This is a genomic window from Streptomyces sp. NPDC029138 (assembly GCF_055564375.1).
The window spans coordinates 138338-161103 of the sequence record NZ_JBVHWM010000003.1; the positions used below are offsets into that span (position 1 = coordinate 138338).

Consider the following 22766-nt stretch of genomic DNA (forward strand, 5'->3'; position numbering starts at 1 on the left):
TCACGAGTGATCGCGGGTTGACCCACCGCACCCCTCTCCTTAGACTCAGAGTCCAGTAATGGACAGTTGATCCAAGGGGGAAGGGCGTGGCCCAGGACGGCACGGACGGGAACAGCGCCGGCACGGACGAGAACAGCGCGGACGAGCACCTGATCCGGGAGGCCGAGAAGATCGCTGTCGCGTTGGGCCGCATGTTCCCCGGCCTGTGCGAGGTGGTGCTGCACGACCTGCGGGATCCGGACCACGCGATCCGCGCGATCGAGAACAACCTGTCAGGCCGTCAGGTCGGTGACTCGGCCACCGAGTTGGGCCTCGCCCGCATCGCCGACCCGCGGTACCCCAGCGTCATCCAGAACTATCCCAACCAGTTCCCCGACGGCCGCCCGGCGAAGAGCACGTCCATCGGCATCAAGAACGCCGCCGGCGAGTACATCGCCGCACTGTGCCTGAACCTCGACGTGTCCGTCCTGTCCCCGGTCACCCTGGCCTTGTCCAACCTCGTGGCCACGGACACCGAGCACCGCGACCGGCCGCTGGAGACCCTGCGGGACCGCACCGCGCGCGAGCTGCGCCAGGCGGTGGAAGCCCGGGCCGCCGAGCGCGCCGCGACACCCCGCTCGCTGAGCCGGGAGGACAAGAAGGCACTCGTACGACAGCTGCAACGGGACGGCTACTTCGACTCGCGCGACGCCGCGCAGACCATCGCGGACCTACTCGGCGTGTCCCGGGCCACGGTCTACAACTACGCCAAGTGAAAGGCCACTTGTCCATGACGGCCGAGCCCTTCCCCGCTCCGTCCTCCCTTGCCGAGCCCGCATCCGCCGCCCGGACCCTGGACGAGCCCGACACCCCGTTCGCCGTGGTCGACGCGCACCGGGTCCGGCGCAACATCGCCCGCCTCCGGGCGCGGGCGGACCGCCTCGGGGTCGCCCTGCGCCCTCATGTGAAGACGGCCAAGAGCCTGGACGCCGCCGCGCTCCTGCACGACGGCACCCCCGGCCCCGTCACCGTCTCCACCCTCGCCGAGGCCGAGGCGTTCGCCGACGCCGGTTACCGCGACATCACCTACGCCGTCGGCATCGAACCGCGCAAACTCCCGCGTGCCATCGCCCTGTCGCGCCGCGGTGTCACCCTGCGCGTCCTGCTGGACAGCACCGAGCAGGCGACGTTCGTCGCGGCGGCCGCGCGGGAGGCCGGTGTCGCCCTTCCCGCCCAGATCGAGATCGACTGCGACGGCCACCGCGGTGGCCTCAGGCCCGACGCCCCCGGGCTCACCGGAATCGCCGGCATCCTGGACGACGCGGGCTGCCTGGACGGCGTACTGACCCACGCGGGCGAGTCGTACTTCTGCCACAGCGCCGAGGAACAGCGCAAGGCGGCGCGGAACGAACGCGATGCCGCGGTCGCCGCGGCCGAGCGGCTCCGCGCGGCCGGCCTGCCCGTGCCCACTGTCAGCGTGGGCTCCACGCCCACCGCCCACGCCGCCGACGACCTGACCGGAGTCACGGAACTCCGCGCGGGCAACTACGTCTTCTTCGACCTGGTGATGGCCGGCCTCGGCGTCTGCGACCTGGACGACCTCGCCCTGTCGGTCGTGGTCACCGTCATCGGCCACCGTCCCGAGTACGGCTGGATCGTCACCGACGGCGGCTGGATGGCCATGTCCCGCGACCGCGGCACCTCCGCCCAGCCGCAGGACCAGGGCTACGGCCTCGTCACCGACCTGTCCGGCACGCTGATCCCGGACCTGGTCATGACCGCCGCCAGCCAGGAGCACGGCACCCTCACCGCCCGCGACGGCGCCGCCCTGCCCGACCTGCCCATCGGCACCCGCCTGCGGGTTCTGCCCAACCACGCCTGCGCCACCGCCGCCCAGCATCAGGGCTACCACGTGATCGACGGCTCCGGCGGCACGGCAACGGCCGCGCCCGCGATCGAGGCGTACTGGCCGCGCGTCACCGGCTGGTGACCGCCCCTCTCTCCCCCCGCCCATCAAGGACACTTCGAGGACACCCATGGCCGCCGCCGCACCGCCCGTTTCGTTCGCCGACGTCCGCGAGGCCGCGGTCCGTCTCCGAGGCATCGCCCACCGCACCCCGGTTCTCACCTCCCGCACCCTCGACTCCCTGGTCGGAGCGGAGGTGTTCATCAAGGCGGAGAACTTCCAGCGGATCGGCGCCTTCAAGTTCCGCGGCGCCTACAACGCCGCCGCCCAGCTGCCCCCGGACCAGCTGGCGAAGGGCATCGCGGCCTACTCCTCCGGCAACCACGCCCAGGCCGTCGCGCTGGCCGCCCGCGAACTGGGCACCACCGCCGTCATCCTGATGCCCGAGGACGCTCCCCGCTCCAAGCGGGAGGCGACCGCCGGATACGGCGCGGAGGTCGTCACCTACGACCGCTACACCCAGGACCGCACCGCGCTCGGCCACGCCCTCGCCGAGGACCGCGGCCTCGCCCTGATCCCGCCCTACGACCACCCCCACGTCATCGCCGGCCAGGGCACCGCCGCACTGGAACTCCTGGAGGAGACCGGCCCGTTGGACGCCCTCCTCGTGCCCGTCGGCGGTGGCGGTCTCATCGCCGGCAGCGCCACCGCCGCCACGGCACTGCACCCGGGCATCCGCGTCATCGGTGTCGAGCCGGAGGCGGGCGACGACACCAAGCGCTCCCTGGAGGCCGGCGCACGCGTCACCGTCCCGGTCCCGCGCACCATCGCCGACGGGCAGGCCCTGGCCACCCCCGGCGAGATCACCTTCCCCATCAACCAACGCCTGGTCGACGCCATCGCCCTCGTCAGCGACGCCGAGATCGTCACCGCGATGCGCTTCGCGTTCGAACGCCTGAAGATCGTCCTGGAGCCGAGCGGCGCCACACCCCTGGCCGCCCTCCTGGCCGGACGCGTCGAGAGTCCGCCGCGACGGATCGGCGTCATCGCGTCCGGCGGCAACATCGACGTGGACCGCTTCACCGCACTCACGGGACGACCGGACCGAGGCTGACGCGGGTGTAGCACTCGGTGCCGAGCAGGCGGTTCCGGGTCGCCTCCGGAAGACGGGAGAGGATCGCCGGCAGCGCGCGCTCCCCCTCCGCCTGGCTGCGGTGCGCCAGGATCGCGGCCCACTTCCGCTCGCCCCACGGCCGGACGTCCACGGTGTCGGTGACGTGCGTGTCCGGCACGCTCAGCACGGACTTGCCGGCGCGGTCGAGGAGTTCGCCCAGCTCGGCCACGGCCGAGTGGGGATGGGTCGCCTGCTGGACGGCCCGGGGCTGCCACGGCTCACCCGCCTCGGGATGCAGTTGCCCGAGCCCGGCGGCGGTCACCGCGAGCATGACCATCCGGTGCGTGTGCCGGTGATCGGGATGCCCCGTCAGTTGCCCGTAGGCGTCATGGGTGACGATGATCTCCGGCCGGACCTCCCTGATGTGGGCGACGAGGCGGCCCACGGCCTCGTCGAGCGGCACATCGCACCACCGGGGCCGGCCGGGAGCGGACACGGGGACCCGGTGGTCGGCATAGCCGAGCATCCGTGGCGGCTCCTGGACACCCAGGGCCGCCAGCGCGTCGGCGAGTTCGCCCGCACGCGGACTGCCGGGCGCCCACGTGGCCGTGACGACGGCTGTACGGGCGCCCGCGGCGGCATGCCGGGCGAGCACACCACCGGCGAGGAGAGCCTCGTCGTCCGGGTGCGCGAAGACGGCGAGCAAGCCGGCCGGCACGGCTCCCGCCGATGGGCCTGGTGGTCTCTCGAAATACCCGCTCACTCCTCCCCCCAGTCCCAGGTGTCGAAGTACTCGGCCCTGCCCGTGCGGCGGGCCAGCGTCACCGCGTTCAGCCGCGCGAAGTCCTGGGCCGGCATCAGCGGCCGCCATGCCTCCAGCGGCAGCACCCGGAACTCGTCGTGCTCCTCCGGGTCCAGGGTGATGCCCTGGATCTGTGCGCCGCTGAGGCGGCCCCCGTCGAAGATCAGGCCCATCGTGCTGTACGGCCAGGCGTCGCCGGGCAGTCCGTAGACCGCGGCCAGCAGCCGCGGAGGGCCGGCGACCGTGATGCCCGTTTCCTCGTGGCACTCCCGCACAGCCGTCTCCCAGGGCCGCTCGCCGGGCTCCATCGTGCCGCCGGGCATCTGCCACGGATGCTCGGGGCTGTACCGGGAGTGGAGCTGGACGGGCCGGTCCTGCTCGTCGGTGAAGTGGACGCAGGCGAATCCGGTCGCCTTCATCAACTGCTCGGCGTACTGCTCGGGCGGGAGCCAGACACGGCTCACGGCCTCTCCTTTCCCTGCCGGCCCCCGGTCCGTGGGCCGGGTCGTGTGCGTCGGAGCCGGACCGGCCCCGGTGGAAGATCCGCTGCTCACCGGGCACCTCCGTGCGGGAACGGAGACGGTGGGGCGGCGTCGGCACGCAGTCGGGCCAGGGTGCGTCGACCGCGTTCGACCAGCTCGGGGTCGCCGTGCGCGGTGCCGAACTGGATCCCGGAGACGGCGTCCAGCGCGGAGTCGACCGTCAGGCGTTCCGCTTCGGCCGAGGTGAGCTGTCTGCCGTACCCGGCGAAGAACGCCTCCCGGAGGTCCGGGCGCCCGGCCCACGCGTCGCCGAGTCGGACCAGGTCCCGTACGGCGGGTCCGGGCTCGCTGCGCTCGAAGTCGATCACCGCCAGGGACCCGTCGTCGGCGCGCAGGACGTTGCGGAGCTGGAGGTCACCGTGGGTCTCCACCCGCTCCAGCGGCGGCAGCGTCGCCGCCCGCTCCAGCAGCGCGCGGACGAACTCCTCGTCGCCGGGCTGAAGACGGGGCCGTGCCGCCGCGAGATGGCGGTCGGCCTTCGCCACGGCCGGGTCGGCGCCGGCGGGTGCGGGGCGTGCCGGTGCGCTGTCGTGGATCAGCCGGGCCAGCGCGCCGAGCCGGTGAAAGACCGTGCGTCCCTCCTCGGGCGTGAGGACCGCGCCGTGGAGCGGCCGGCCGGGCAGCGCCGTGACCACCACGGCCCGCAGGCCCTCGTGCGGGGCCACGAGCCGGGGCGCGGCGGCGCCCAGTGACAGGGCCCAGGTGCGACAGGCCCGCACCTCCCGCGCGTGAAAGCGGTCGTTCTGATGGACCTTCACATACCACGTTCCCCCGAGCGCGCCGCTCGCCCGCCAGACGCGGCTGCCCGCACGCGCCCAGCCGGTGTCCGTCCAGCCGGTGATCCGCCCCACCGCGCGCTCGGCGAACTCCCTGACGGCCGGCTCCGGTTGGTTGGGTGACGAGCCGGCGTCGACGCCCGGCACGATCCGGAGTCTGTCGGCGGCGGGATCGTAGGAGATCTCGTCCTCCGGTTGCTGGAAGTGCACCGCGAGGCGGGCACCGGCGGCGTACGCGTCAAGGCCTGCCTTGCAGTACGCGACCGTTTCGGTGGGGAGGGCGTCGAGACGGACCCACGCCATCGCGTCGCACACCTCCGGCTCCGCGATCCGTGGCTCGCCCGTCCACCGGCGGACCTCGAAGAAGAAGCCGGTCCGGGAGCGGCCGCCGGGGCCGCGGTGGTGCACGGTGACGGCGGCCCGGACGTCGGCCGGGTCGATGACGACGCCGGTCTCCTCCCGCGCCTCGCGGACCAGGGCGGTGACGACGTCCTCGTGCGGGCCGTCCAGGTGCCCGGAGGGCAGATGCCAGAGCCCGGCGGCATAGACCGCGCCGGCCCGCCTGGACAGCAGGACCTCGGGTGCGTCGGCGGTCTCCCTCCTCAGGATGAGGTGGACGTCCAGCGGTTCCCGGTGCCGGTCAGGCCCGGATCGGGTCGCCCGCGGCCCGGCGGTGGTCATGTCCCTCACCAGCCCGGCTCCGTGTACAGCCGGCCGGCGCGGATTCCGTCGATCGCGGCCCGGGTGTAGGGGACGATCGGTTCCGGCAGGCTGTCCGGCCGCCACCACCGCCAGGCCAGGCACTTGTCGGGCTCGCGCACCTCCGGGGTGCCCTGCCAGCGGCGTACGCGGAACACCAGCTGCATGCGCGGCGGTGCGCCGGGAGCGTCGAGGAGGTGCACGGCGTGCGCGTACTCCGCGTCGGACGAATCGATGACCAGCCCGGCCTCCTCGTGGGCTTCCCGGACGAGGCAGCCGATGGCCGGTTCCCGCTCGCAGTGGCCCGCGAGGAAGTGCCATGTCCCGCCGGCGTAAGCGGAGTCGGGGTGGCGCAGGCCGAGCAGAATCCGGCCGTCCCGGTCCTCCAGGTGGAGATGCACGCCGATCACCTGGAGCGCGGTCCGGGACGGCTGGTCGTCGCGTGCCCCGGGTCGGGCCGCTTCCCTGCCGATGCGAAGATTCCAGGTCACCGCGGTCCCCCTCGGCGGTCGTCCGGTTGCGTCGTCAGGTTCAACGACCGGGCCGCGATATCGAACACACGTATTTCGGACGGACCGCGAACCGCCGTACGGAGCGGGTCCCTGAACATGTGGGATGCACGGACCCTTGCCCGGCAACGGAAGCGCCGCGAACGGGGGTGGCCGAAACGCCGCTGTCGGGGGCGGTGGGCCGACCACGGCCCGGGCCCTCTGTGTCTTGGCGTTCCGCCCGGGTACCCGGCATGCCGTCGGAAGTCGAGAAGAGAGCAGAAGCGAGCGACAGAGTCGGAGGGCCGGAACCATGCCTGCGCCGGCACGATCCGCAGCGGCGGATTCCCGAGAGCGCCGCCGTGCAACCGCCCACTCCGCGCGTCCGCGGAGCAGGGTGCTGGAGACCGGGGACGAGCCCGATCTGCTGGGACAGTACCTGGCCCAGATCGCCGCGACCCCGCTGCTCACCGCCGAGGACGAGGTACGGCTGGCCCGGCGCATCGAGGCCGGTGTGCACGCCGTCGAGGAGCTGGAGCGGGCCGAGGACGGCGAACGGGACCTCGCGTCGCACCGGCGCCGGGAGCTGGAGGCGGCCGCACGGGAGGGCCTGCACGCGAAGGACCACATGATCCGGGCCAACCTGCGGCTGGTCGTGTCGATCGCCAAGCGGCACGCGCACCGGGGCGTGTCCCTGCTCGACGTGATCCAGGAGGGCAACCTGGGGCTCATCCGGGCCGTGGAGAAGTTCGATCACACCAAGGGCTTCAAGTTCTCCACGTACGCCACCTGGTGGATCCGGCAGGCGATAGAACGGGGCCTGGCCCAGCACGCCCGTACCGTGCGGCTGCCCATGCACGTCGTGGAGGAGTTGCAGAAGCTCGCGAAGGCCGAACGGCGGCTGTACCTGCGCCTCGGCCATGAGCCGACGGACGACGAGGTCGCCCGGGAGAGCGGATTCGACGAGGGGCGCGTCGCCTGGCTGCGCCATGTCGGGCGGCAGACACTCAGTCTCGACACGCCCGTGGACGACGCCGGGGAGACCGTGGTCGGCGACCTCATCCCCGCCGCCGACGTGCTCCAGGCTCCGGAGGTGGCCGAGTACCGGGCGCTCGCCGAGGAGCTGAGGGACGTCCTGGGGACGCTTGCGCCCCGTGAGGCCATGATCCTCAGTCTGCGGTACGGGCTGCACGACGGGCATCCCCGCACGCTGCAACAGGTGGCCGACCAGGTGGGACTCACCCGGGAGCGCGTCCGCCAGCTGGAGAAGGAGTCCCTCGGTCGGCTGCGGGCGCCGGAGGCCGGCGAGCGCCTGCTGGAATGGGCGGGCTGACGGTACGAGCGCGTCCGGGACGCTGTCGGTCCTGGGTGCGGGACGTCGTACGCCGTGACGCGTGTGCCCCTGGCCTCGTATGCCCGGAATATCGTATGCCCGTGCTCGCGTCGGGTACTCCGTGACGCATGGCCGGGATAGAACTCAGCAGCGCGGCGTTCAGCGATCACAGCACGATCCCGCGGCGCCACGCCAAGGAAGCGGACAACGTCTCTCCGCCGCTCACCTGGTCCGGCGTACCGGACGACGCGGCGGAGCTGGCCCTGCTGTGCGAGGACCCGGACGCACCGTCCGGAACCTTCGTGCACTGGCTCGTCACCGGCATCGATCCCCGGGTCGGAGGCGTCGAGGCGGGCGAGACGCCCCGGGGCGGCCGACCGCATCGCAACGGCTTCGGCGAACCCGGCTGGGGCGGCCCGAAGCCACCGGTCGGCGACGACGCCCACCGGTACTTCTTCCGGCTCTACGCCCTCCCCGCGCCGGTCTCGCTCCCGGACCGGGCGACCGCCCAGGACGCACACGCCGTGCTCGACGCGCGGCAGCTGGCCGCCGGCACCCTCGTCGGTCTGTATCAGCGCTGACCACGGCGACGGCGTACGGCCCGGCCCCGCGTCCCGCGTGCTGAGGTGTTCAGCCCTCCACGCGGGCCACGAGCAGAGCCACGTCGTCGTCGCCTCCCGGGGGGCGGAGCGTCTCCAGGACGCGGTCGCAGGTCTCTCCGAGATCCTGGTCGGCTGTCGCGGTCAGGGCGTCGAGGAGCGTCCCGAGACGGACGTCGATCGGGTCGCAGCGGGTTTCGACGAGGCCGTCGGTGTAGAGAGCGAGTTGATCGCCGGGACGGAAGTCGAACCCCGTCGTCTCGAAGGGCGTGCCGCCCACGCCCAGCGGCACACCGGACGGAAGGTCGAGGAGCTGCGCCGGCCGGCCCGCCCGGACGAGGGCCGGGGGCAGATGACCGGCGAGGCTGATGCGGCACCGGCCCTGCTCGGGGTCGTACCGGCAGTAGGCGCACGTGGCGATGGTGTGCTCGACGTCCTCGGTGAGGCGATCGAGCTGCTGGAGCACCTCGGCCGGGTCGAGGTCGAGTCCGGCGAAGGCACGGGTGGCGCTGCGCAGTTGCCCCATGCTGGCGGCGGCGTTGATGCCGCTGCCCATCACGTCTCCGACGACCAGCGCGGTCCTGTCCCCCGGCAGGCTCATGGCGTCGAACCAGTCACCGCCGATCTCGCTGACGGCTCCGGCCGGCAGATAGCGGCAGGCGATCCTCAGGCCGGGCAGGCGGGACGGCAGCTGCGGGAGCAGGCGGCGCTGGAGGGTGAGGGCGGTGTTGCGCGCGCTCTGGTACCAGCGGGCGTTGTCGATGCAGGTCGCGGCGCGGCCGGCCAGCTCGCAGGCGAGAAGCGTGTCGTCGTCGTCGAAGGGTGCGGGGGTGCCGACGCGCGCGAGGCTGAGGGCACCCAGGATCTCTCCGCGGGCCAGGAGCGGCACGGCGAGGTACGAGTGCACTCCGGTCTTCTCCAGGAGGGAGGCGCCCTCGTGGGTGCGGGCGATGTGCCGCAGGTCCTGGCGGCTGGTCTCGGCCACCAGTACGGGCCGGCGGGTGCGCACGCACTGGGTGAGCAGACGGTCACTGTCGGAGGTGACGACTTTTCCGGGCGGTTCGGCCACGTGCGCCGCTTCGCAGGCGTGGGCCGCGGCGGCGGCCACGGCCCGGAAGCGGGCGGGACCGGTGACGGACGGGGCGCGTCCGCGCAGGACGCTGTCGAGAACGTGGACGGAGGCGACGTCGGCCAGGTCCGGTACGACGACCCCGGCCAGCTCGTGCGCGGTCTGCTCCACGTCGAGGGTCGTACCGATGGAGGCGGAGGCGTTCGCGATCAGGGCCAGCCGGTTCTGGGCGCGGGTCGCGGCGATGGTCGCCTCGTGGCGCTCGGTGATGTCGATGACGGACGTGGCCACGCCGAGCACCCGGCCCGCGGCGTCCTCCAGCCGGTGGTACGACACCGACCAGGCGTGCTCGCGGTGCGGGTCGGCGAGGGGACGGCCCACGACGTACCGGTCGGTCACCGGCTCCCCGGTCTCCAGGACCTGGCGCAGACGGCTCTCGACGGCCTCGGCGTCCAGGAAGGTCAGGACGTCGCGGACCCGTCGGCCGAGATGTTCGGCGGCGGGGCGGCCGTGGATGCGTTCGAGGGCGGGGTTCACGGTCACGTACCGCAGGTCGGGGTCCAGGATGGCCAGGCCGATCGGGGACTGGGTGACCAGTCGTGCCGAGAGGGCGACGCCCCGCTCGACCTGGGCCACGGTCGCCTGGTCCACGGCCAGTCCCAGGGCGTAGGTGTCGCCGAGGTCGTCGAGCAGACGCATGTTGCGGAACTCCACCAGCCGCGTACTGCCGTCCTTGTGCCGGACCGGAAAGGCCCCCGCCCAGTCGGCGCCGGACTCCATGACCTCGGCGAACAGCGCGATCACCTGGTCCCAGTGCTCCTCGTGGACCAGCAGCCGCGCCGCGTACCGGCCCAGCGCCTCGTCCGCGGTGTAGCCGAACAGCTCCTCCGCCTGGGGGCTCCAGAAGACCACGCGCCCGTTCGTGTCCAGCACCACCGCGGCGACGCTCAGCAGATCGAGCAGGCCGGTGGGAGACGCGCCGACACCGGCCAGGGGCCGGCCCCGGCCCGGTCGGGAGACGTCCGCTCTACCCATACGCCGTTTCTCCTCTGCCACTCCGTGGGAGCACGCACGCGTCGTGGTCGGTCGCGGACACCGGGTACGAGGCGGCGTGCCGCGCACCGGTCGTCACGCCGGGGACCGGCCGGCCACGTCTCCCCCGGGGTCGTCCGCCAGCATCACGGACGCGGTGGTCCGCTTGCCGACCGGTTCCCGGTGCACCTCGAAGCCCTGGCACACGGCCATCACGATCTCAAGGCCATGCTGCCCCACCCGGCCCGGATCGGCGGCCTTGGCCACCGGCAGCACCGGCGCGGTGTCCCAGACCGTGATCTCGACGCTGTCCCCGGACAGCTCCAGATCGACCAGGCACGGCCCCGGCGCGTGCTTGCAGGCGTTCGTGACCAGCTCGCTGACCACCAGCTGGACCACGCCCATCGCCCGCTCCGACACCGGCAGGCCATGGTCGGCCTGCAACCGGGTCAGGAACGCGCGCGCCAGGCCGCGGGCCGCCGCGATGTCGGCGGGGCTGCCCTCGTACGCGGCCGAGGTCATGACGAGTCCGGCACGGTCCGTCCGCCGATCCCCGGTCCGGGCAACCTCGTCCATACCAACCGCCCTCTTCCTGAGCGCCTGATCCCTACCTCGCGTGTACCCAGAAACCGGCCGATATCTGGCCTTGCCGGGGACGGGGAGGACATGAGCGACGCCGGTACGTGCCCACGCCACGGCACGGGCTGGGCCGGGAGCGGGCCGCCGGGTGCGGGTGACTGGGCTGCGGGGGTGGCTGGCTGGGCTGCCGGGTGCGGGTGGGCTGGGCCGCCGGGTGAGTTGGCTGGGCCACTGGGGGTGGCTGGCTGGGCCGCCGAGTGCGGACGACTGCGCCGCCGGGGGTGGCTGGCTGGGCCACCGGGGGTGGCTGACCGGGCCACCGGTGCGGATGACTGCGCCGACGGGTGCTGGTAACTGGGCCACGGGGGGTGGCTGGCTGGGCTGCCGGGTCTGGCTGGCTGGGCCGCCGGGTGCGGGTGGGCCGGGCTGCCGGGGGTGGCTGGCTGGGCTGCCGGGTGCTGGTGACTGGGCCACCGGTGCGGATGACTGCGCCGACGGGTGCTGGTAACTGGGCCACGGGGGGTGGCTGGCTGGGCTGCCGGGTCTGGCTGGCTGGGCTGCCGGGTGCGGGTGGGCCGGGCCTCCAGGGGTGGCTGGCTGGGCTGCCGGGTGCTGGTGACTGGGCCGCCGGGGGTGGCTGGCTGGGCTGTCGGGTGCGGGTGACTGGGCCACCGGTGCGGATGACTGCGCCGACGGGTGCTGGTAACTGGGCCACGGGGGTGGCTGGCTGGGCTGTCGGGTCTGGCTGGGCCACCGGGTGCGGGTGACTGGGCCTCCAGGGGTGGCTAGCTGGGCTGCCGGGAGTGGCTGGCTGGGCCGCCGGGTGCGGTCATAGGTGGCGGTGGGGCGGTACGGCCTGTCGGCTTGGTGGTCAACCCGCCTCCCGGCGGGCATCATGCGGGGACGAGGCAGGCGTGCGGCGGGGGGCCGATGGTCGGCGAGGTGCGGCGGGACGGGGACGGCGGCGGGGCGGCCGTGGGACGACGGCGGGAGGCCGCCGAAGCCCTCCAGGAGGCGCACCGGTTGTTGCACGCCGCCACGGGTCGGGAGCCCGCCGAGGCGTGGAGTCCGGTGATCGACCGACTGGCGGGCGTCGAGGCCGCGTCGGCGGAGTACGGGCAGAGCCAGGAACGCGGGGAGCACCTCTCCGTCGTCTTCGTCTTCCTGGGTCTCCTGCTCGGCATGCGCTGCCTGAGCAGGGGCGACCCCCCGTCGTCCGGCTCCGGCGCGGAGGACCGGGCGGAGGCGTTACGGCGCCTGCGGTGGGCGGATCGGCACGGGCCGCCGGCCGACCCGCTCACGGTGCAGGCCCGCATGATGCTGGTCTTCCTGCTCGCGCCCTGGGCCCTGCCCCGCGCCGACGGCACCGACACCGTCCTGCGGAACGCGCTTCTCAGCCCCGGCCACGGAGAAGACCTGCTGACCGAGTCGGTGCGCCGGGATCTCGGTGAGGCCAAGGAGGTCGTCGACCGGATCGCGGCGGCCCCGATCGACGCGGAGTTCCGGCAGCGGACCGCGAACGTCAAGCGGGTCATCGAACGGATGCTGGCGCCCGGCACCGCCCTGTTCGACACCCCGTCCGACACGGCTGCGGCGCCGACCGGCCAGGCAGAGCCAAACGCAGGGGCAGAGGCAGAGGCGGAGGCAGGGGCCACGGATTCGGCCACGCCCGGCGACGGACAGGACGCCGATGCCGTGGACGACCCCGAGACCGCGCTGCTCGACGCCGTACACGGCCTGGTGGCGCTGGCCGGCGCGCGCAGCACGGCGACGTTCACCCGCATCCTGGTCTGGCTGTTCACCGTCCTGCGGTCCGGGACCAGCGACCACCCGTACCAGGAACTGGAGCTGGACCCACGGGCCGCGGCGCTGCTGCGGCGGGCCGCCGTCGGCGGCGCGGCCGGCGCCGACGGCCTTCGCCGCGCCGCCGACCTGGCGCGACGGTCGCTGCACGCGCTGCCACCGGACGCCCCCGAACGGGCCCGGGTGGCCAGGCTCCACGCCTGTCTGCTGGTCACGGTGGAGATGCTGGAGCCCGGGTCGGTCGACTTCCGCACCGCGGAGCGACCCGTGCCCCCACCGGAGAGTGACAGCGGCAGCCGCCTCAAGGACTGGCCGGCGGGCCTGACCCTGGAGCCCGGTCCGGCCGCCCATCTCGACGGCCCGATGCGGGACTTCTCCGCCGAGCTGGGCGTGCGCGAGCGGCGCGGCGCGGCCCGCATCGACCGGCTGCTGGCCTACCGGACCGGCGATACCGGCTATCTGGAGGACGCGGCCGTCCTGCTGGCAGAGGCGATCGACGCGAGCACGGACTCCTGGTGGGTGACGGCCCTGCGTGCGGAGCTGGCCGAGATCCAGGGGCAGGCCGCCGCGTACGGCGGCAGTTTCCACGACGCGGACAGCTCCCTGGCCACGCTGCGCGAGCTGGGCGCGGCCCTGCGCCACGACGGCTCCCTGCCGCTCGACGCGCCGTTCACCCTGGACCTCCTCCTCTCCACGGCGGACCGCGAACTGAGCCATGCGCGGCGCACCGGAAACCACGGGGCACTGCCGCGTCTGGTCGAGGAACTGCGCGCCCGGCACGCCGGCCTGCCTCCGGACAGCGGCTGGCGCGACGCCGTGGCGGAGCGGCTGGCCCAGCTCGACGAGCTGTGCGCGGACGGGCAGCGGGAGGCCGCCACGGGTGGGCAGCCCGGGGCGGTGGACCTCGCCGCCGAGCTGGCGGACCTGACACGCACGGTCGCCGAGATCCGCCGTGAGCTGGACGCGCCGGCGGTGTATCACCACCACGAGTACGACCGGCGCGCCAGGCTCGGTATGCGGCTGCTCCTCTCCGTCCTGCGCGGCCTGGACGCCCCGGTGCTGCTGGACGGCGCCATCGCCCAGCTGACCCGCGCCCGTGCGCTGCTCGCCGAGGGGCGGGGCGGGACGCGCCGGGTGGACGTCCTGACGAAGCTGGCCGAGGCGCACCTGATGCGGGCCTCTCGGCGCGGCCCGCGCACCGGCGCGGACGAGCGGGCGTTCCTGGAGATCACCCGTGAGGCGCTGGACGAGCTGGCCGCCGACGTCCTGCTCCAGACCGGGGCCGACCACGGCCTGTCCGCGGCTCTCAACGGCGACCTGCTGTCGGAGCGGCTGGCGTGGGCCGCGCTCATCCTCCGTCGGCCGGCCGACGCGGTGGCCGATCTGGAGAAGGGACGCGCCCTGGTGCACCAGGCCGCCACCGCGTCCCGCGGCATCCCCGAACTCCTCGACGCGGCCGGCCACCCGGAACTGGCCCGGCGGTGGCGGGCCCGCACCCCGGCGGACCCGCCGCGCCCGGCGGCCGACGACCCGCCGATCCCCGGCGCCCTACGGCGCGACGCACTGGCCGCGCTGGGTGTCCGGCCACGCCCGGGTCAAGCCACGGGCGCCCGACAGGTGGCGGGCACCGCGGACGTGTCCGCGCTCACCGAGGGTCTGGCCGCCTCGGGCGCGGACGCGTTGGTCTATTTGCTGCCCGGTGTGCCGCTGCCCCCGACCGGTGGCTCGTACCCCGGCCACGCGGTGATCCTGTGTCCCGGCGCTGAACCCACCGTGCTGCCGCTGCCGGAGTTGATCCGCCCCGGCTGCGCACCGCTGGAGCGTTATCTCAAGGCCGCGGCGGCGCGTTCCCGGGCGCTCGTACACCCGACCATGCACGCGTCGTGGCGGGCCGCCTTCGAGCTGGACTGGCAGGCCGCGCTGCGCGAACTGTGCGACTGGGCCTGGCCCGCGGTCATGGGGCCGGTGCTCTCGGCGGTGCGCTCGTCACCGGCCGCGCGGGTGCCGCTGGACCGGCCGCCGCGGCTCGTGCTGGTGCCCTGCGGCCGGATCGGCGTCGTACCGTGGCACGCCGCGCGGACCGGGGGTGCCGGCGGGCGCGGCCATCGGTACGCCTGCCAGGAGGCCGTCATCAGCTACGCGCCGTCCGGCACTCAGTTCCTCGCCGCCGCCGGCCGGCGCCGGATGCCGCCGGCCGACGGGCGCCAGGTGCTCGTCGCCGACCCGGAACTGACCCTTCCCTGGGCCGAGGTGGAGACGGCCGCGCTGCGTGCCTCCTGCTATCCGGGGGCGCTCCGGTACGGCGAGTGCCTCGACGCCGACGAGGAGCCGGACGCGGCGGGCACACCGGCGGACCTGCTCGCGGTGCTGCCCGGCGGCGCCTCGCCGGCGTCCTTGGTCCACCTGGCCTGTCACGCCTGGGCCGCGCCGCGCCCCACCGAGTCCGCGCTGCGGCTGGCCGCCGTGCCCGGCGGGGACCGGGGCAGCGGTCGGCTGACGGTGGCCGGCCTCCTCGACGGTGCCGCCGGACTCCGGCCCGACACCGCCGGCCCGCTGGTCGTGCTCAGCGCCTGCGAGACCGACCTGAGCACGCGTCACCACGACGAGGCGCTGACGCTCGCCACCGCGCTGATCACGCGCGGGGCCGCCGACGTCGTGGGGTCGCGGTGGGCGGTGCGGGACGGTCCGACCGCCGTGATGATGGCCGTCTTCCACCACCACCTCACCACGGGCGGGCTGGCCCCGCCCGACGCCCTGCGCGCCGCCCAGCTGTGGATGCTCGACCCCCGCCGCCGACTCCCGTTCGCCCTGGAGGAGCCGCTCCGCCAGGAGGCCGCCCGCTCCGACCTCCACGACCCGCATCACTGGGCGGCCTTCACACACCAGGGCAACCCGGCGCCCGCGCCGACGAGTTGAGGCAAGCGCCCCGCCGACCCGCAAGGATCACCCAACCCCTCCGGAGGAATCAGTGGATCGCAAGCCCCGACGCGCCGTTCTCCGCCTGCTGGCCGCCGTCGTGCTGACCGCCACCGCCGCACTCGGCGCCGTGTCGCCCGAGGCGACCGCGTCGCCCGACACGACAGCGGCGGACCAGGCGACCGGCACCGGCACCGGACCGGCCGCGTCCCGTGTGCCGTTGCGCGTGGCCACGTACAACATCCACGCCGGAGCCGGCCAGGACAACGTCTTCGACCTCGACCGCACGGCGGCGGCGATCCGGGACCTGGACGCCGACGTGGTCGGGCTCCAGGAGGTCGACGTGCACTGGGGCGCCCGGAGCGACTTCACCGACGAGGCCCGGGAACTGGCCGGAAGGCTGGGCATGCGGGTCTTCTTCGCGCCGATCTACGACCTCCCGCCGGCCACGGCGGGCGGGGAGCGGCGGCAGTACGGCGTCGCGATACTGAGCCGCTGTCCGGTGCGGGGTGCGTGGAACCATGAGATCACCCGGCTGTCCACCCAGACACCGGACCCGGTACCGGACCCCGCGCCGGGCTTCGCCGAGGTGACGGTCAAGGTCCGGGGCACCTTGGTGCACGTGTACGCGACCCACCTGGACTACCGCACGGACCCCTCGGTCCGGCGCGCCCAGGTCGACGACATGCTGGGCGTCCTGGCGGAGGACTCCGGTCCGAAGATCCTCCTCGGTGACTTCAACGCCGAGCCGGACGCCCCCGAACTGGCCCGGCTGTGGGGCCCGTTGACCGACGCGGCCCCGAACGGCGGCAAGACCTACCCGGCGGTGGACCCGGTCAAGCGCATCGACCTCGTGACGGTCTCACCGGACGTCACCGTCACCGGCACGCACGAGTCCGGGACCACGGCCTCCGACCACCGCCCGGTGGTCGCCGACCTCCTGCTGCACCACCGGGGCCGCTGAACTCCCCACCCCGGAGTGGCCTTACGTGCTTCTGACCATTCATGGTCCTCGTTGCACCCGGCTTCACGCACGTCCGTCCAAGTGAATCGGCCCCCGGGAAGGGAAGCGCCCCCATGAAGGCTCGTCCGCTGTCCCTTCGCACTGTCGGCTAGCGGTCGGCGGCCCGGAAGCGGCGCAGGCGCAGGCTGTTGGCGACCACGAAGACCGAGGAGAAGGCCATGGCCGCTCCCGCGATCATCGGGTTGAGCAGGCCGGCCGCGGCCAGCGGAAGGGCGGCGACGTTGTAGGCGAACGCCCAGAAGAGGTTGGACCGGATGGTGCCCAGGGTCTTGCGGGCGAGCCGGATGGCGTCCACCGCGACCCGCAGGTCGCCGCGGACGAGGGTGAGGTCGCCGGCCTCGATCGCGGCGTCCGTCCCCGTGCCCATGGCCAGGCCCAGGTCGGCCTGGGCGAGGGCCGCCGCGTCGTTGACGCCGTCACCGACCATGGCCACCGAACGCCCCTCACCCTGAAGCCGCTTGACCACATCGACCTTGTCCTGCGGCAGGACCTCGGCGATCACATGGTCGGGGTCGATGCCGACCTCGGCGGCCACGGCCTCGGCGACGGCCCGGTTGTCACCCGTCAGCAGGATGGGGGTCAGACCGAGGGCGCGCAGGCGGCGGATCGCCTCCGGGCTGGTCTCCTTGACGGCGTCGGCGACGTCGAGGACCGCGCGGGCCTCGCCGTCCCAGGCGACGGCGATGGCCGTACGACCGGCCGCCTCGGCTTCCGCCTTCACACGCCGCAGGCCGGCGGGCAGTTCCATCGCCCACTCGGCGAGGAGCCGCTCCCGGCCGACGAGGACGGCGTGCCCGTCGACCATGCCCTGGACACCGAGGCCGGGGACGTTGGTGAAGTCCTCCGGTACGGGCAGCGTGCCGATCCTGGCGACGGCTCCGGCGGCGACGGCCTGGGCGATGGGGTGCTCGGAGGAGTGTTCCAGGGCACCGGCCAGCCGCAGGACGTCGTTCTCGTCCGTGCCCTCGGCGGTGTGGACGGCCCGCAGGGTCATCCTGCCGGTGGTGACGGTGCCGGTCTTGTCCAGGACGATGGTGTCGGCCTCGCGGGTGCTCTCCAGGACCTCGGGGCCCTTGATAAGGATGCCGAGCTGCGCGCCGCGCCCGGTGCCGACCATCAGCGCGGTCGGGGTGGCCAGCCCGAGGGCGCAGGGGCAGGCGATGATCAGGACGGCGACGGCCGCGGTGAAGGCGGCGGTGAGCCCGGCGCCGTTGCCGAGCCAGAAGCCCAGGGTGCCGAGGGCCAGGGCGATCACGACGGGGACGAAGACGCCGGAGATCCGGTCCGCGAGGCGCTGGGCGGCGGCCTTGCCGTTCTGGGCGTCCTCGACCAGCTTCGCCATCCGGGCGAGCTGGGTGTCGGCGCCGACCCGGGTGGCCTCCACGACGAGTCGGCCGCCGGCGTTCAGGGTGGCCCCGGTGACGCCGTCGCCGACGCCGACCTCGACCGGGACGGACTCACCGGTGAGCATGGAGGCGTCCACGGCCGAGGAGCCCTCGACGACCCTGCCGTCGGTGGCGATCTTCTCGCCGGGGCGGACGAGGAAGCGGTCGCCGACCCTCAGTTCCGCGACGGGCACGAGTTCCTCACGGTCGCCCCGCAGCACGGTGACGTCCTTGGCGCCCAGTTCCAGCAGGGCCCTCAGCGCCGCGCCCGCCCGGCGCTTGGAGCGCGCCTCGAAGTACCGGCCGGCCAGGATGAAGGCGGTCACCCCGGCCGCGGCCTCAAGGTAGATGTTCCCGGCGCCGTCGCTGCGGGCGATGGTCAGCTCGAAGGGGTGTGTCATGCCGGGCATGCCGGCCGTTCCGAAGAACAGTGCCCACAGCGACCACAGGAACGCCGCCGACACACCGACGGAGATCAGCGTGTCCATGGTGGCCGCGCCGTGCCGGGCGTTGGTCCAGGCGGCCTTGTGGAAGGGCCAGGCGGCGTACGTCACCACGGGCGCCGCCAGGGTCAGCGAGAGCCACTGCCAGTACGTGAACTGGAGAGCCGGGACCATCGCCATGGCGACCACCGGCACGGCGAGCACGACTGCGGCGGTCAACCGGTGCCGCAGGGGCCGGAGTTCATCCGCCTCGGCCTCGGCGGGTCCGGCGCCTGCTCGCGGTTCGGGCCGGACGGGCTCGGGTTCGCGCGCGGTGTAGCCGGTGGCCTCCACGGTGGCGATCAGGTCGGCGACGGCTATGTCCTCGCGGAAGGTGACCTTGGCCTTCTCGGTGGCGTAGTTGACGGTGGCCTCGACGCCGTCCATGCGGTTGAGCTTCTTCTCGATACGGGCGGCGCACGAGGCGCAGGTCATGCCGCCGATGGCGAGTTCGACCTCGGCGGCACCGGACGTGGTGCTGGGCATGTCTGCTCCTCACAGCTCGTGCATATACCCCTGGGGGGTATGTCAACGACTCATATGTATACCCCCACCCCGTATGGAGCGCAACAGCCTGACGCCCTCGATTCCCGCCAGGTCAGCGGGCGGCGGCATCACCCCGGGCTGGTCCCCGCGACGACGAACACCGGCAGGGCGAGAAACAGGCGGTCGCGTTCCGCGCGGGCCCGCTGTTCGGCCGTCCAGCCGGCCGCGTCTTCCCGGGGCACGGCACCGGAGGCGTGCGCCGCGTCCGCGAACCCGGCCAGCAGCGGAAGCATCGTCGTCCCGGTGAAGACGCCGGTGCGGACCTCCACCGACACGTCCTCGAAGCCCGCCGCCAGCAGCAGGTTCCGGCAGCCGCGCGCGGCGCGTGGCGCCGTGACCCGGTCCGCGCGGGCCCGCACGATGGTGCGGGTCAGGGCGGGGTCGTCGGAGTCGATGACGATCGTGTCCCAGTCGTGGCCCAGGACGACGGCCCGGCCGCCCGGGGCGAGCACCCGGCGCGCCTCCCGCAGCGCCCTGTCCGGCGCGGCGAGTTCGTGGAAGACCTTGTCCGCCCGGTAGCCGGCCACCGAACCGTCCCCCAGGGGCAGTGCGTACGCGTCGGCGATCCCGAACTCCGCGTCCGGCCACCGTCGCCGAGCGATGCCGATCACGCGATGGTCGGTGTCCACGCCGACCGCCGCGACGCCCCGCTCGGTCAGTTCCACCACCGCCCGCCCGGCACCGCACCCGACGTCCACGACCGCCGCCCCCGACGGCAGCCGCAGCAACTCGTAGGAGCGGGTCCGCAGTTCTGCCGCGCCCGGCAGCCGGTCGGCCGCGTCCAGCATGGCGACGAGGCCGTCCGTCTCTTCCGTGTCACTAGCCATGCCGCCCAGGCTCCGACTTAATGTCGGCATGAAGTCAAGCAGCGATGACGAGACCCTGAGCATCGGCGCCCTCGCGGAACGCTTCGGCCTGGCCACCCACGTGCTGCGGCACTGGGAGGCACGGGGACTGCTGACCCCGTCGCGCGACAGCGCGGGCCGCCGCCGCTACGGCACCGACGCGCTCACCCGGGTCGCCGTCATCCTGCGGGCCAAGGAGGCGGGCCTGTCCCTCGACACCATCCGCTCCCTGTTCGCGAGCAGAGCCCCGGAAAGCCGCCGGGACGTCCTCCGCCGGGAAGCCGACGCACTCCGCCTGCGCATCGCCGCCGCCCGGGCCTCGCTCGACCTCATCGAGTGCGCCCTGGCCTGCGGTCACGAGGATGTCACCCGGTGCCCGCACTTCCAGCGGGTCGTCACCGATCGCATCGGCGACGACAAGGGCCGTTCGGATGGAGGCCGAGCCCCCGCTACCCTTCCCCGTCGAGTCCCGCACCCCACCACCCCAGCGACAGGAGCGACCGCGTGACCAGTCGAGTCCTTCTCGTCTCGCCCGCGACGAGCGCGTCGCTGCGGCGGGCCCGCTTCGACGACGGCGGCTCGCTCGACGACAGCGGCGCGGCGCGGGCCCGTTCGGCGGCCGGGTCGCTGCCCTCCGCCGTCCGTGTGCTCGCCTCCCCCAGCGTGCGCTGCCTGGAGACGGCCGCGGCGCTGGGCCTGGACGGCGTGCCGGTACCGGAGTTGACGGGTCTCGATGTGGGCCGCTGGCGAGGCCGCACGCTGGACGAGGTGGGAGCCGCCGAGCCCGACGCGGTGGGCCGCTGGCTCACCGACCCCGCGTGCACACCGCATGGCGGCGAGTCGGTCCAGGACCTGTGCGGGCGGGTCGCGCGCTGGCTGGCCGACGCGCAGGGTGTGGAGGGTCGTACGCTCGCCGTGGTCGAGCCGGAGCTGGTGCGGGCGGCGGCGGTGGAGGCGCTGGGCATGCCCGTCGCGGTCTTCTGGCGCCTCGACGTGCCGCCCCTGACCGTGACCGAACTGAGCGGCCGGGCCGGGCGGTGGAATCTGCGGCTGGGCCGTCCGCTGTCCGCGCCGGACGCCGAATAGCCGTCTGCCGGCCGGGGATTGAGCCGAAGAACGCCAGAGGGCCCCCGGGTGGTTCCGGAGGGCCCCCTCTGCCGGCCAGGCGCAGTCGGTGTGCGGCCGGATGGCTCAGCCCTTCGCGCCCCGGCCGGGCGCAGTCAGTGTGCGGCCGGAACCGCCCGCCCCTTCGCGCCCGTGGCCGGCCCGGGAGTCAGCAGGCGCTCGGCCAACTCCCCGAAGGCCAGGCCGAATCCGGCCCACAGCACGGCCTGGAGGGCCAGGGCGGACAGGCGGAACCGCCACAGCAGTGTGGCCGGGAAGTCCTTCGGCACTTCATCGACGGCGGGCAGGAACGCGTAGGCCACGCCGATCACGACGGCGAACGCGGCCACCGCCACCACCGTCGCCCACCAGGTGCCCAGACCGGGCGACAGCCGCTTGCCGAGGAGGGTGGCGGCGATCGCCAGGAGGACGCTGAGCAGCATCATCAGGAAGTACAGGGCGGTCCGCCTGCCGATGGTGCCGGGGTCGCCGACCGACGGCGGGTTGGCCGGGTACTTCAGGAACGGCACGACGTACACGGCGAGCAGTGCGCAGCCGGACAGCAGCAGCGCCGTGGCGCGCGGGCCGAACCGGCCCACCCGGCCGAGCGCGAAGCAGAAGGCGAGCGCGGCGATGCCGCCGAAGGCGACGCCGTCGACGAGGACACCGGTGGCGAGCCCGGCGGTGGACTGCAAGGAGCGGGAGACGACCTCCCTCTCGTGTCCGTGCGCGTGGGCGTCCTCGAAGCCGATCGCCTTGTCGACGTTCGGCTCACCGAGGAAATAGGCGGCGATGAGGGCGAGCACGCCGGCCGCGAGGCCGGCGAGCATGCCCCGTACGAGGAGGTTCCGTACGGTTGCGGAGTTCATGGGTGCGCGCGGTCCCCTCGCGTCAGTGGCAGGGGAAGCCGAGCAGGTGGCGTGCGTCGTGCACCCATTCATGGACGTCCGTGCCGTTGACCACGGAGGTGGCGCCCTGTTCGGCGCCGACGAAGTAGAGCAGGACCAGCATGAGGATGCCGAAGAAGACCGCCCAGGGAGCTGTCGCCTTCAGCGGCAGCTTGGCGGGGACGGCGGGAGTGGTGGGTGTCGGCCGGGCGACGGTCTGCGCCATGGCAGGACCTCCTCTGGGAGTTCGCGTCCCATCTCGGTGGTGCACAGGACGACGGCCCCGGGTCTGACTCACGGGCGCCCCGTGGGAGCCCGCATACAGTGGCGCGACCGTGCCGGGTTCTCACCGGCTTCCGTCGTACCGTCGTCGATTCGGACCGACCGTACCGCGTGACCGGCGTCCGGCCAAGACCGCAGTCCGTACGGCCCGGGTCTCAGCGGTCCGCGCGCCGCCGCGGTGGGGTGAAGGCGTACAGGTCGAGGATGTCCGGCAGCGGAGCCACCCCCGGGCCGCCCGCCCGCACCCAGGTGACGATGTCCTCGGTCGCGTCCGGATCGTTGACGAGCCCCAGCCAGACCGGTCGCGCACCGGCGGCCCGGCCGGCGGCGGACGGCTGTACGACGATGACGTTGGCCTGGTCACAGACGTCGAGGCAGTCGGAGACACGGACGGGCACCTCGGCGCGCAGCCGCGCGGTCTGCGCCGCGTGATCGACGCCGGTCACCTTGGGGCTGCCGCAGCAGCAGTCCCGGCACACCACGACCCGGCACGGCGCCGCACCGGTTCCCTCCGCGGCCTGGCCTGCCGCTTCCTCCGCCGGCCTCTCGGGCACGCCGCCCCACTCCCCTCCCG

At 73.9% G+C, this 22766-nt stretch carries 20 protein-coding genes and 1 riboswitch; of the genes, 9 read left to right on the plus strand and 11 right to left on the minus strand.

Annotated elements, in window-relative coordinates:
- The first annotated feature begins 86 nt into the window (after positions 1-86).
- Genes ACZ4WH_RS04645 through ACZ4WH_RS04655 form a run of 3 tightly spaced genes read left to right on the plus strand, consistent with a single transcriptional unit; the run spans position 87 to position 2999 of the window.
- Entirely contained in the window at positions 87-755 is a 669-nt protein-coding gene (locus ACZ4WH_RS04645) for a helix-turn-helix transcriptional regulator (protein ID WP_468176555.1), read from the plus strand.
- A 14-nt stretch (positions 756-769) separates the two neighbouring features.
- The gene (locus ACZ4WH_RS04650) at positions 770-1969 is read left to right on the plus strand and encodes a DSD1 family PLP-dependent enzyme (protein WP_468176557.1); all 1200 of its coding nucleotides are present in this window, start codon (positions 770-772) and stop codon (positions 1967-1969) included.
- 46 nt (positions 1970-2015) lie between these two features.
- Positions 2016-2999 carry a threo-3-hydroxy-L-aspartate ammonia-lyase gene (locus ACZ4WH_RS04655; protein ID WP_468176559.1) on the plus strand — a complete coding sequence of 328 codons (984 nt, stop codon included), beginning with the start codon at positions 2016-2018 and terminating at the stop codon, positions 2997-2999.
- On the opposite strand, the gene ACZ4WH_RS04660 is transcribed toward ACZ4WH_RS04655, so the two are convergent.
- The 4 genes from ACZ4WH_RS04660 to ACZ4WH_RS04675 form a co-directional block, all read right to left on the minus strand.
- A complete protein-coding gene (locus ACZ4WH_RS04660) occupies positions 2974-3717 on the minus strand; it encodes a PIG-L deacetylase family protein (protein WP_468176561.1) in 744 nt (247 codons plus the stop codon). The genes ACZ4WH_RS04655 and ACZ4WH_RS04660 overlap by 26 nt on opposite strands.
- A gap of 41 nt (positions 3718-3758) precedes the next feature.
- Positions 3759-4265 carry an NUDIX domain-containing protein gene (locus ACZ4WH_RS04665; protein WP_468176562.1) on the minus strand — a complete coding sequence of 169 codons (507 nt, stop codon included), beginning with the start codon at positions 4263-4265 and terminating at the stop codon, positions 3759-3761.
- An 86-nt stretch (positions 4266-4351) separates the two neighbouring features.
- On the minus strand, positions 4352-5800 hold the full coding sequence (locus ACZ4WH_RS04670; protein ID WP_468176564.1) for a phosphotransferase: 1449 nt from the start codon (positions 5798-5800) through the stop codon (positions 4352-4354).
- A gap of 5 nt (positions 5801-5805) precedes the next feature.
- The gene (locus ACZ4WH_RS04675) at positions 5806-6309 is read right to left on the minus strand and encodes an NUDIX hydrolase (protein ID WP_468176566.1); all 504 of its coding nucleotides are present in this window, start codon (positions 6307-6309) and stop codon (positions 5806-5808) included.
- Between the two features lie 310 nt (positions 6310-6619).
- On the opposite strand from ACZ4WH_RS04675, the gene ACZ4WH_RS04680 reads away from it, so the two are divergent.
- On the plus strand, positions 6620-7639 hold the full coding sequence (locus ACZ4WH_RS04680) for a sigma-70 family RNA polymerase sigma factor (RefSeq protein WP_468176568.1): 1020 nt from the start codon (positions 6620-6622) through the stop codon (positions 7637-7639).
- Positions 7640-7767: 128 nt separating this feature from the next.
- On the plus strand, positions 7768-8220 hold the full coding sequence (locus tag ACZ4WH_RS04685) for a YbhB/YbcL family Raf kinase inhibitor-like protein (protein WP_468176570.1): 453 nt from the start codon (positions 7768-7770) through the stop codon (positions 8218-8220).
- Positions 8221-8269: 49 nt separating this feature from the next.
- Here the strand turns inward: ACZ4WH_RS04685 and ACZ4WH_RS04690 are convergent, their stop codons facing one another.
- Positions 8270-10342: a SpoIIE family protein phosphatase gene (locus ACZ4WH_RS04690; RefSeq protein ID WP_468176572.1), complete on the minus strand. Its 2073-nt coding sequence runs from the start codon at positions 10340-10342 to the stop codon at positions 8270-8272.
- A gap of 93 nt (positions 10343-10435) precedes the next feature.
- Positions 10436-10915, minus strand: coding sequence for an ATP-binding protein (locus ACZ4WH_RS04695; protein WP_468176574.1), 480 nt, complete (start codon positions 10913-10915; stop codon positions 10436-10438).
- A 933-nt stretch (positions 10916-11848) separates the two neighbouring features.
- On the opposite strand from ACZ4WH_RS04695, the gene ACZ4WH_RS04700 reads away from it, so the two are divergent.
- Positions 11849-15637 (plus strand): CHAT domain-containing protein, encoded by a 3789-nt coding sequence (locus ACZ4WH_RS04700; protein ID WP_468176576.1) that lies wholly within the window; start codon positions 11849-11851, stop codon positions 15635-15637.
- Between the two features lie 52 nt (positions 15638-15689).
- Positions 15690-16601: an endonuclease/exonuclease/phosphatase family protein gene (locus tag ACZ4WH_RS04705; protein WP_468176577.1), complete on the plus strand. Its 912-nt coding sequence runs from the start codon at positions 15690-15692 to the stop codon at positions 16599-16601.
- Positions 16602-16749: 148 nt separating this feature from the next.
- Here the strand turns inward: ACZ4WH_RS04705 and ACZ4WH_RS04710 are convergent, their stop codons facing one another.
- Positions 16750-19014, minus strand: coding sequence for a heavy metal translocating P-type ATPase (locus tag ACZ4WH_RS04710; protein WP_468176579.1), 2265 nt, complete (start codon positions 19012-19014; stop codon positions 16750-16752).
- 128 nt (positions 19015-19142) lie between these two features.
- A complete protein-coding gene (locus tag ACZ4WH_RS04715; protein WP_468176581.1) occupies positions 19143-19901 on the minus strand; it encodes a methyltransferase domain-containing protein in 759 nt (252 codons plus the stop codon).
- Between the two features lie 28 nt (positions 19902-19929).
- Between ACZ4WH_RS04715 and ACZ4WH_RS04720 the strand changes: the two genes are divergently transcribed.
- A complete protein-coding gene (locus ACZ4WH_RS04720; protein WP_468176583.1) occupies positions 19930-20427 on the plus strand; it encodes a MerR family transcriptional regulator in 498 nt (165 codons plus the stop codon).
- Positions 20424-21005 carry a histidine phosphatase family protein gene (locus tag ACZ4WH_RS04725; RefSeq protein WP_468176585.1) on the plus strand — a complete coding sequence of 194 codons (582 nt, stop codon included), beginning with the start codon at positions 20424-20426 and terminating at the stop codon, positions 21003-21005. The genes ACZ4WH_RS04720 and ACZ4WH_RS04725 overlap by 4 nt, the downstream gene beginning before the upstream one ends.
- A 134-nt stretch (positions 21006-21139) precedes the next feature.
- On the opposite strand, the gene ACZ4WH_RS04730 is transcribed toward ACZ4WH_RS04725, so the two are convergent.
- The 3 genes from ACZ4WH_RS04730 to ACZ4WH_RS04740 all read right to left on the minus strand — a co-directional run bounded on the left by ACZ4WH_RS04730 (position 21140) and on the right by ACZ4WH_RS04740 (position 22674).
- A complete protein-coding gene (locus tag ACZ4WH_RS04730; RefSeq protein ID WP_468176587.1) occupies positions 21140-21892 on the minus strand; it encodes a CbtA family protein in 753 nt (250 codons plus the stop codon).
- 22 nt (positions 21893-21914) lie between these two features.
- Complete coding sequence (locus tag ACZ4WH_RS04735) at positions 21915-22136, minus strand: CbtB domain-containing protein (RefSeq protein ID WP_468176589.1); 222 nt, start codon at positions 22134-22136, stop codon at positions 21915-21917.
- Between the two features lie 36 nt (positions 22137-22172).
- A riboswitch (cobalamin riboswitch) is annotated at positions 22173-22294 on the minus strand.
- Positions 22295-22347: 53 nt separating this feature from the next.
- Complete coding sequence (locus ACZ4WH_RS04740) at positions 22348-22674, minus strand: hypothetical protein (protein ID WP_468176930.1); 327 nt, start codon at positions 22672-22674, stop codon at positions 22348-22350.
- Positions 22675-22766 lie beyond the last annotated feature (92 nt).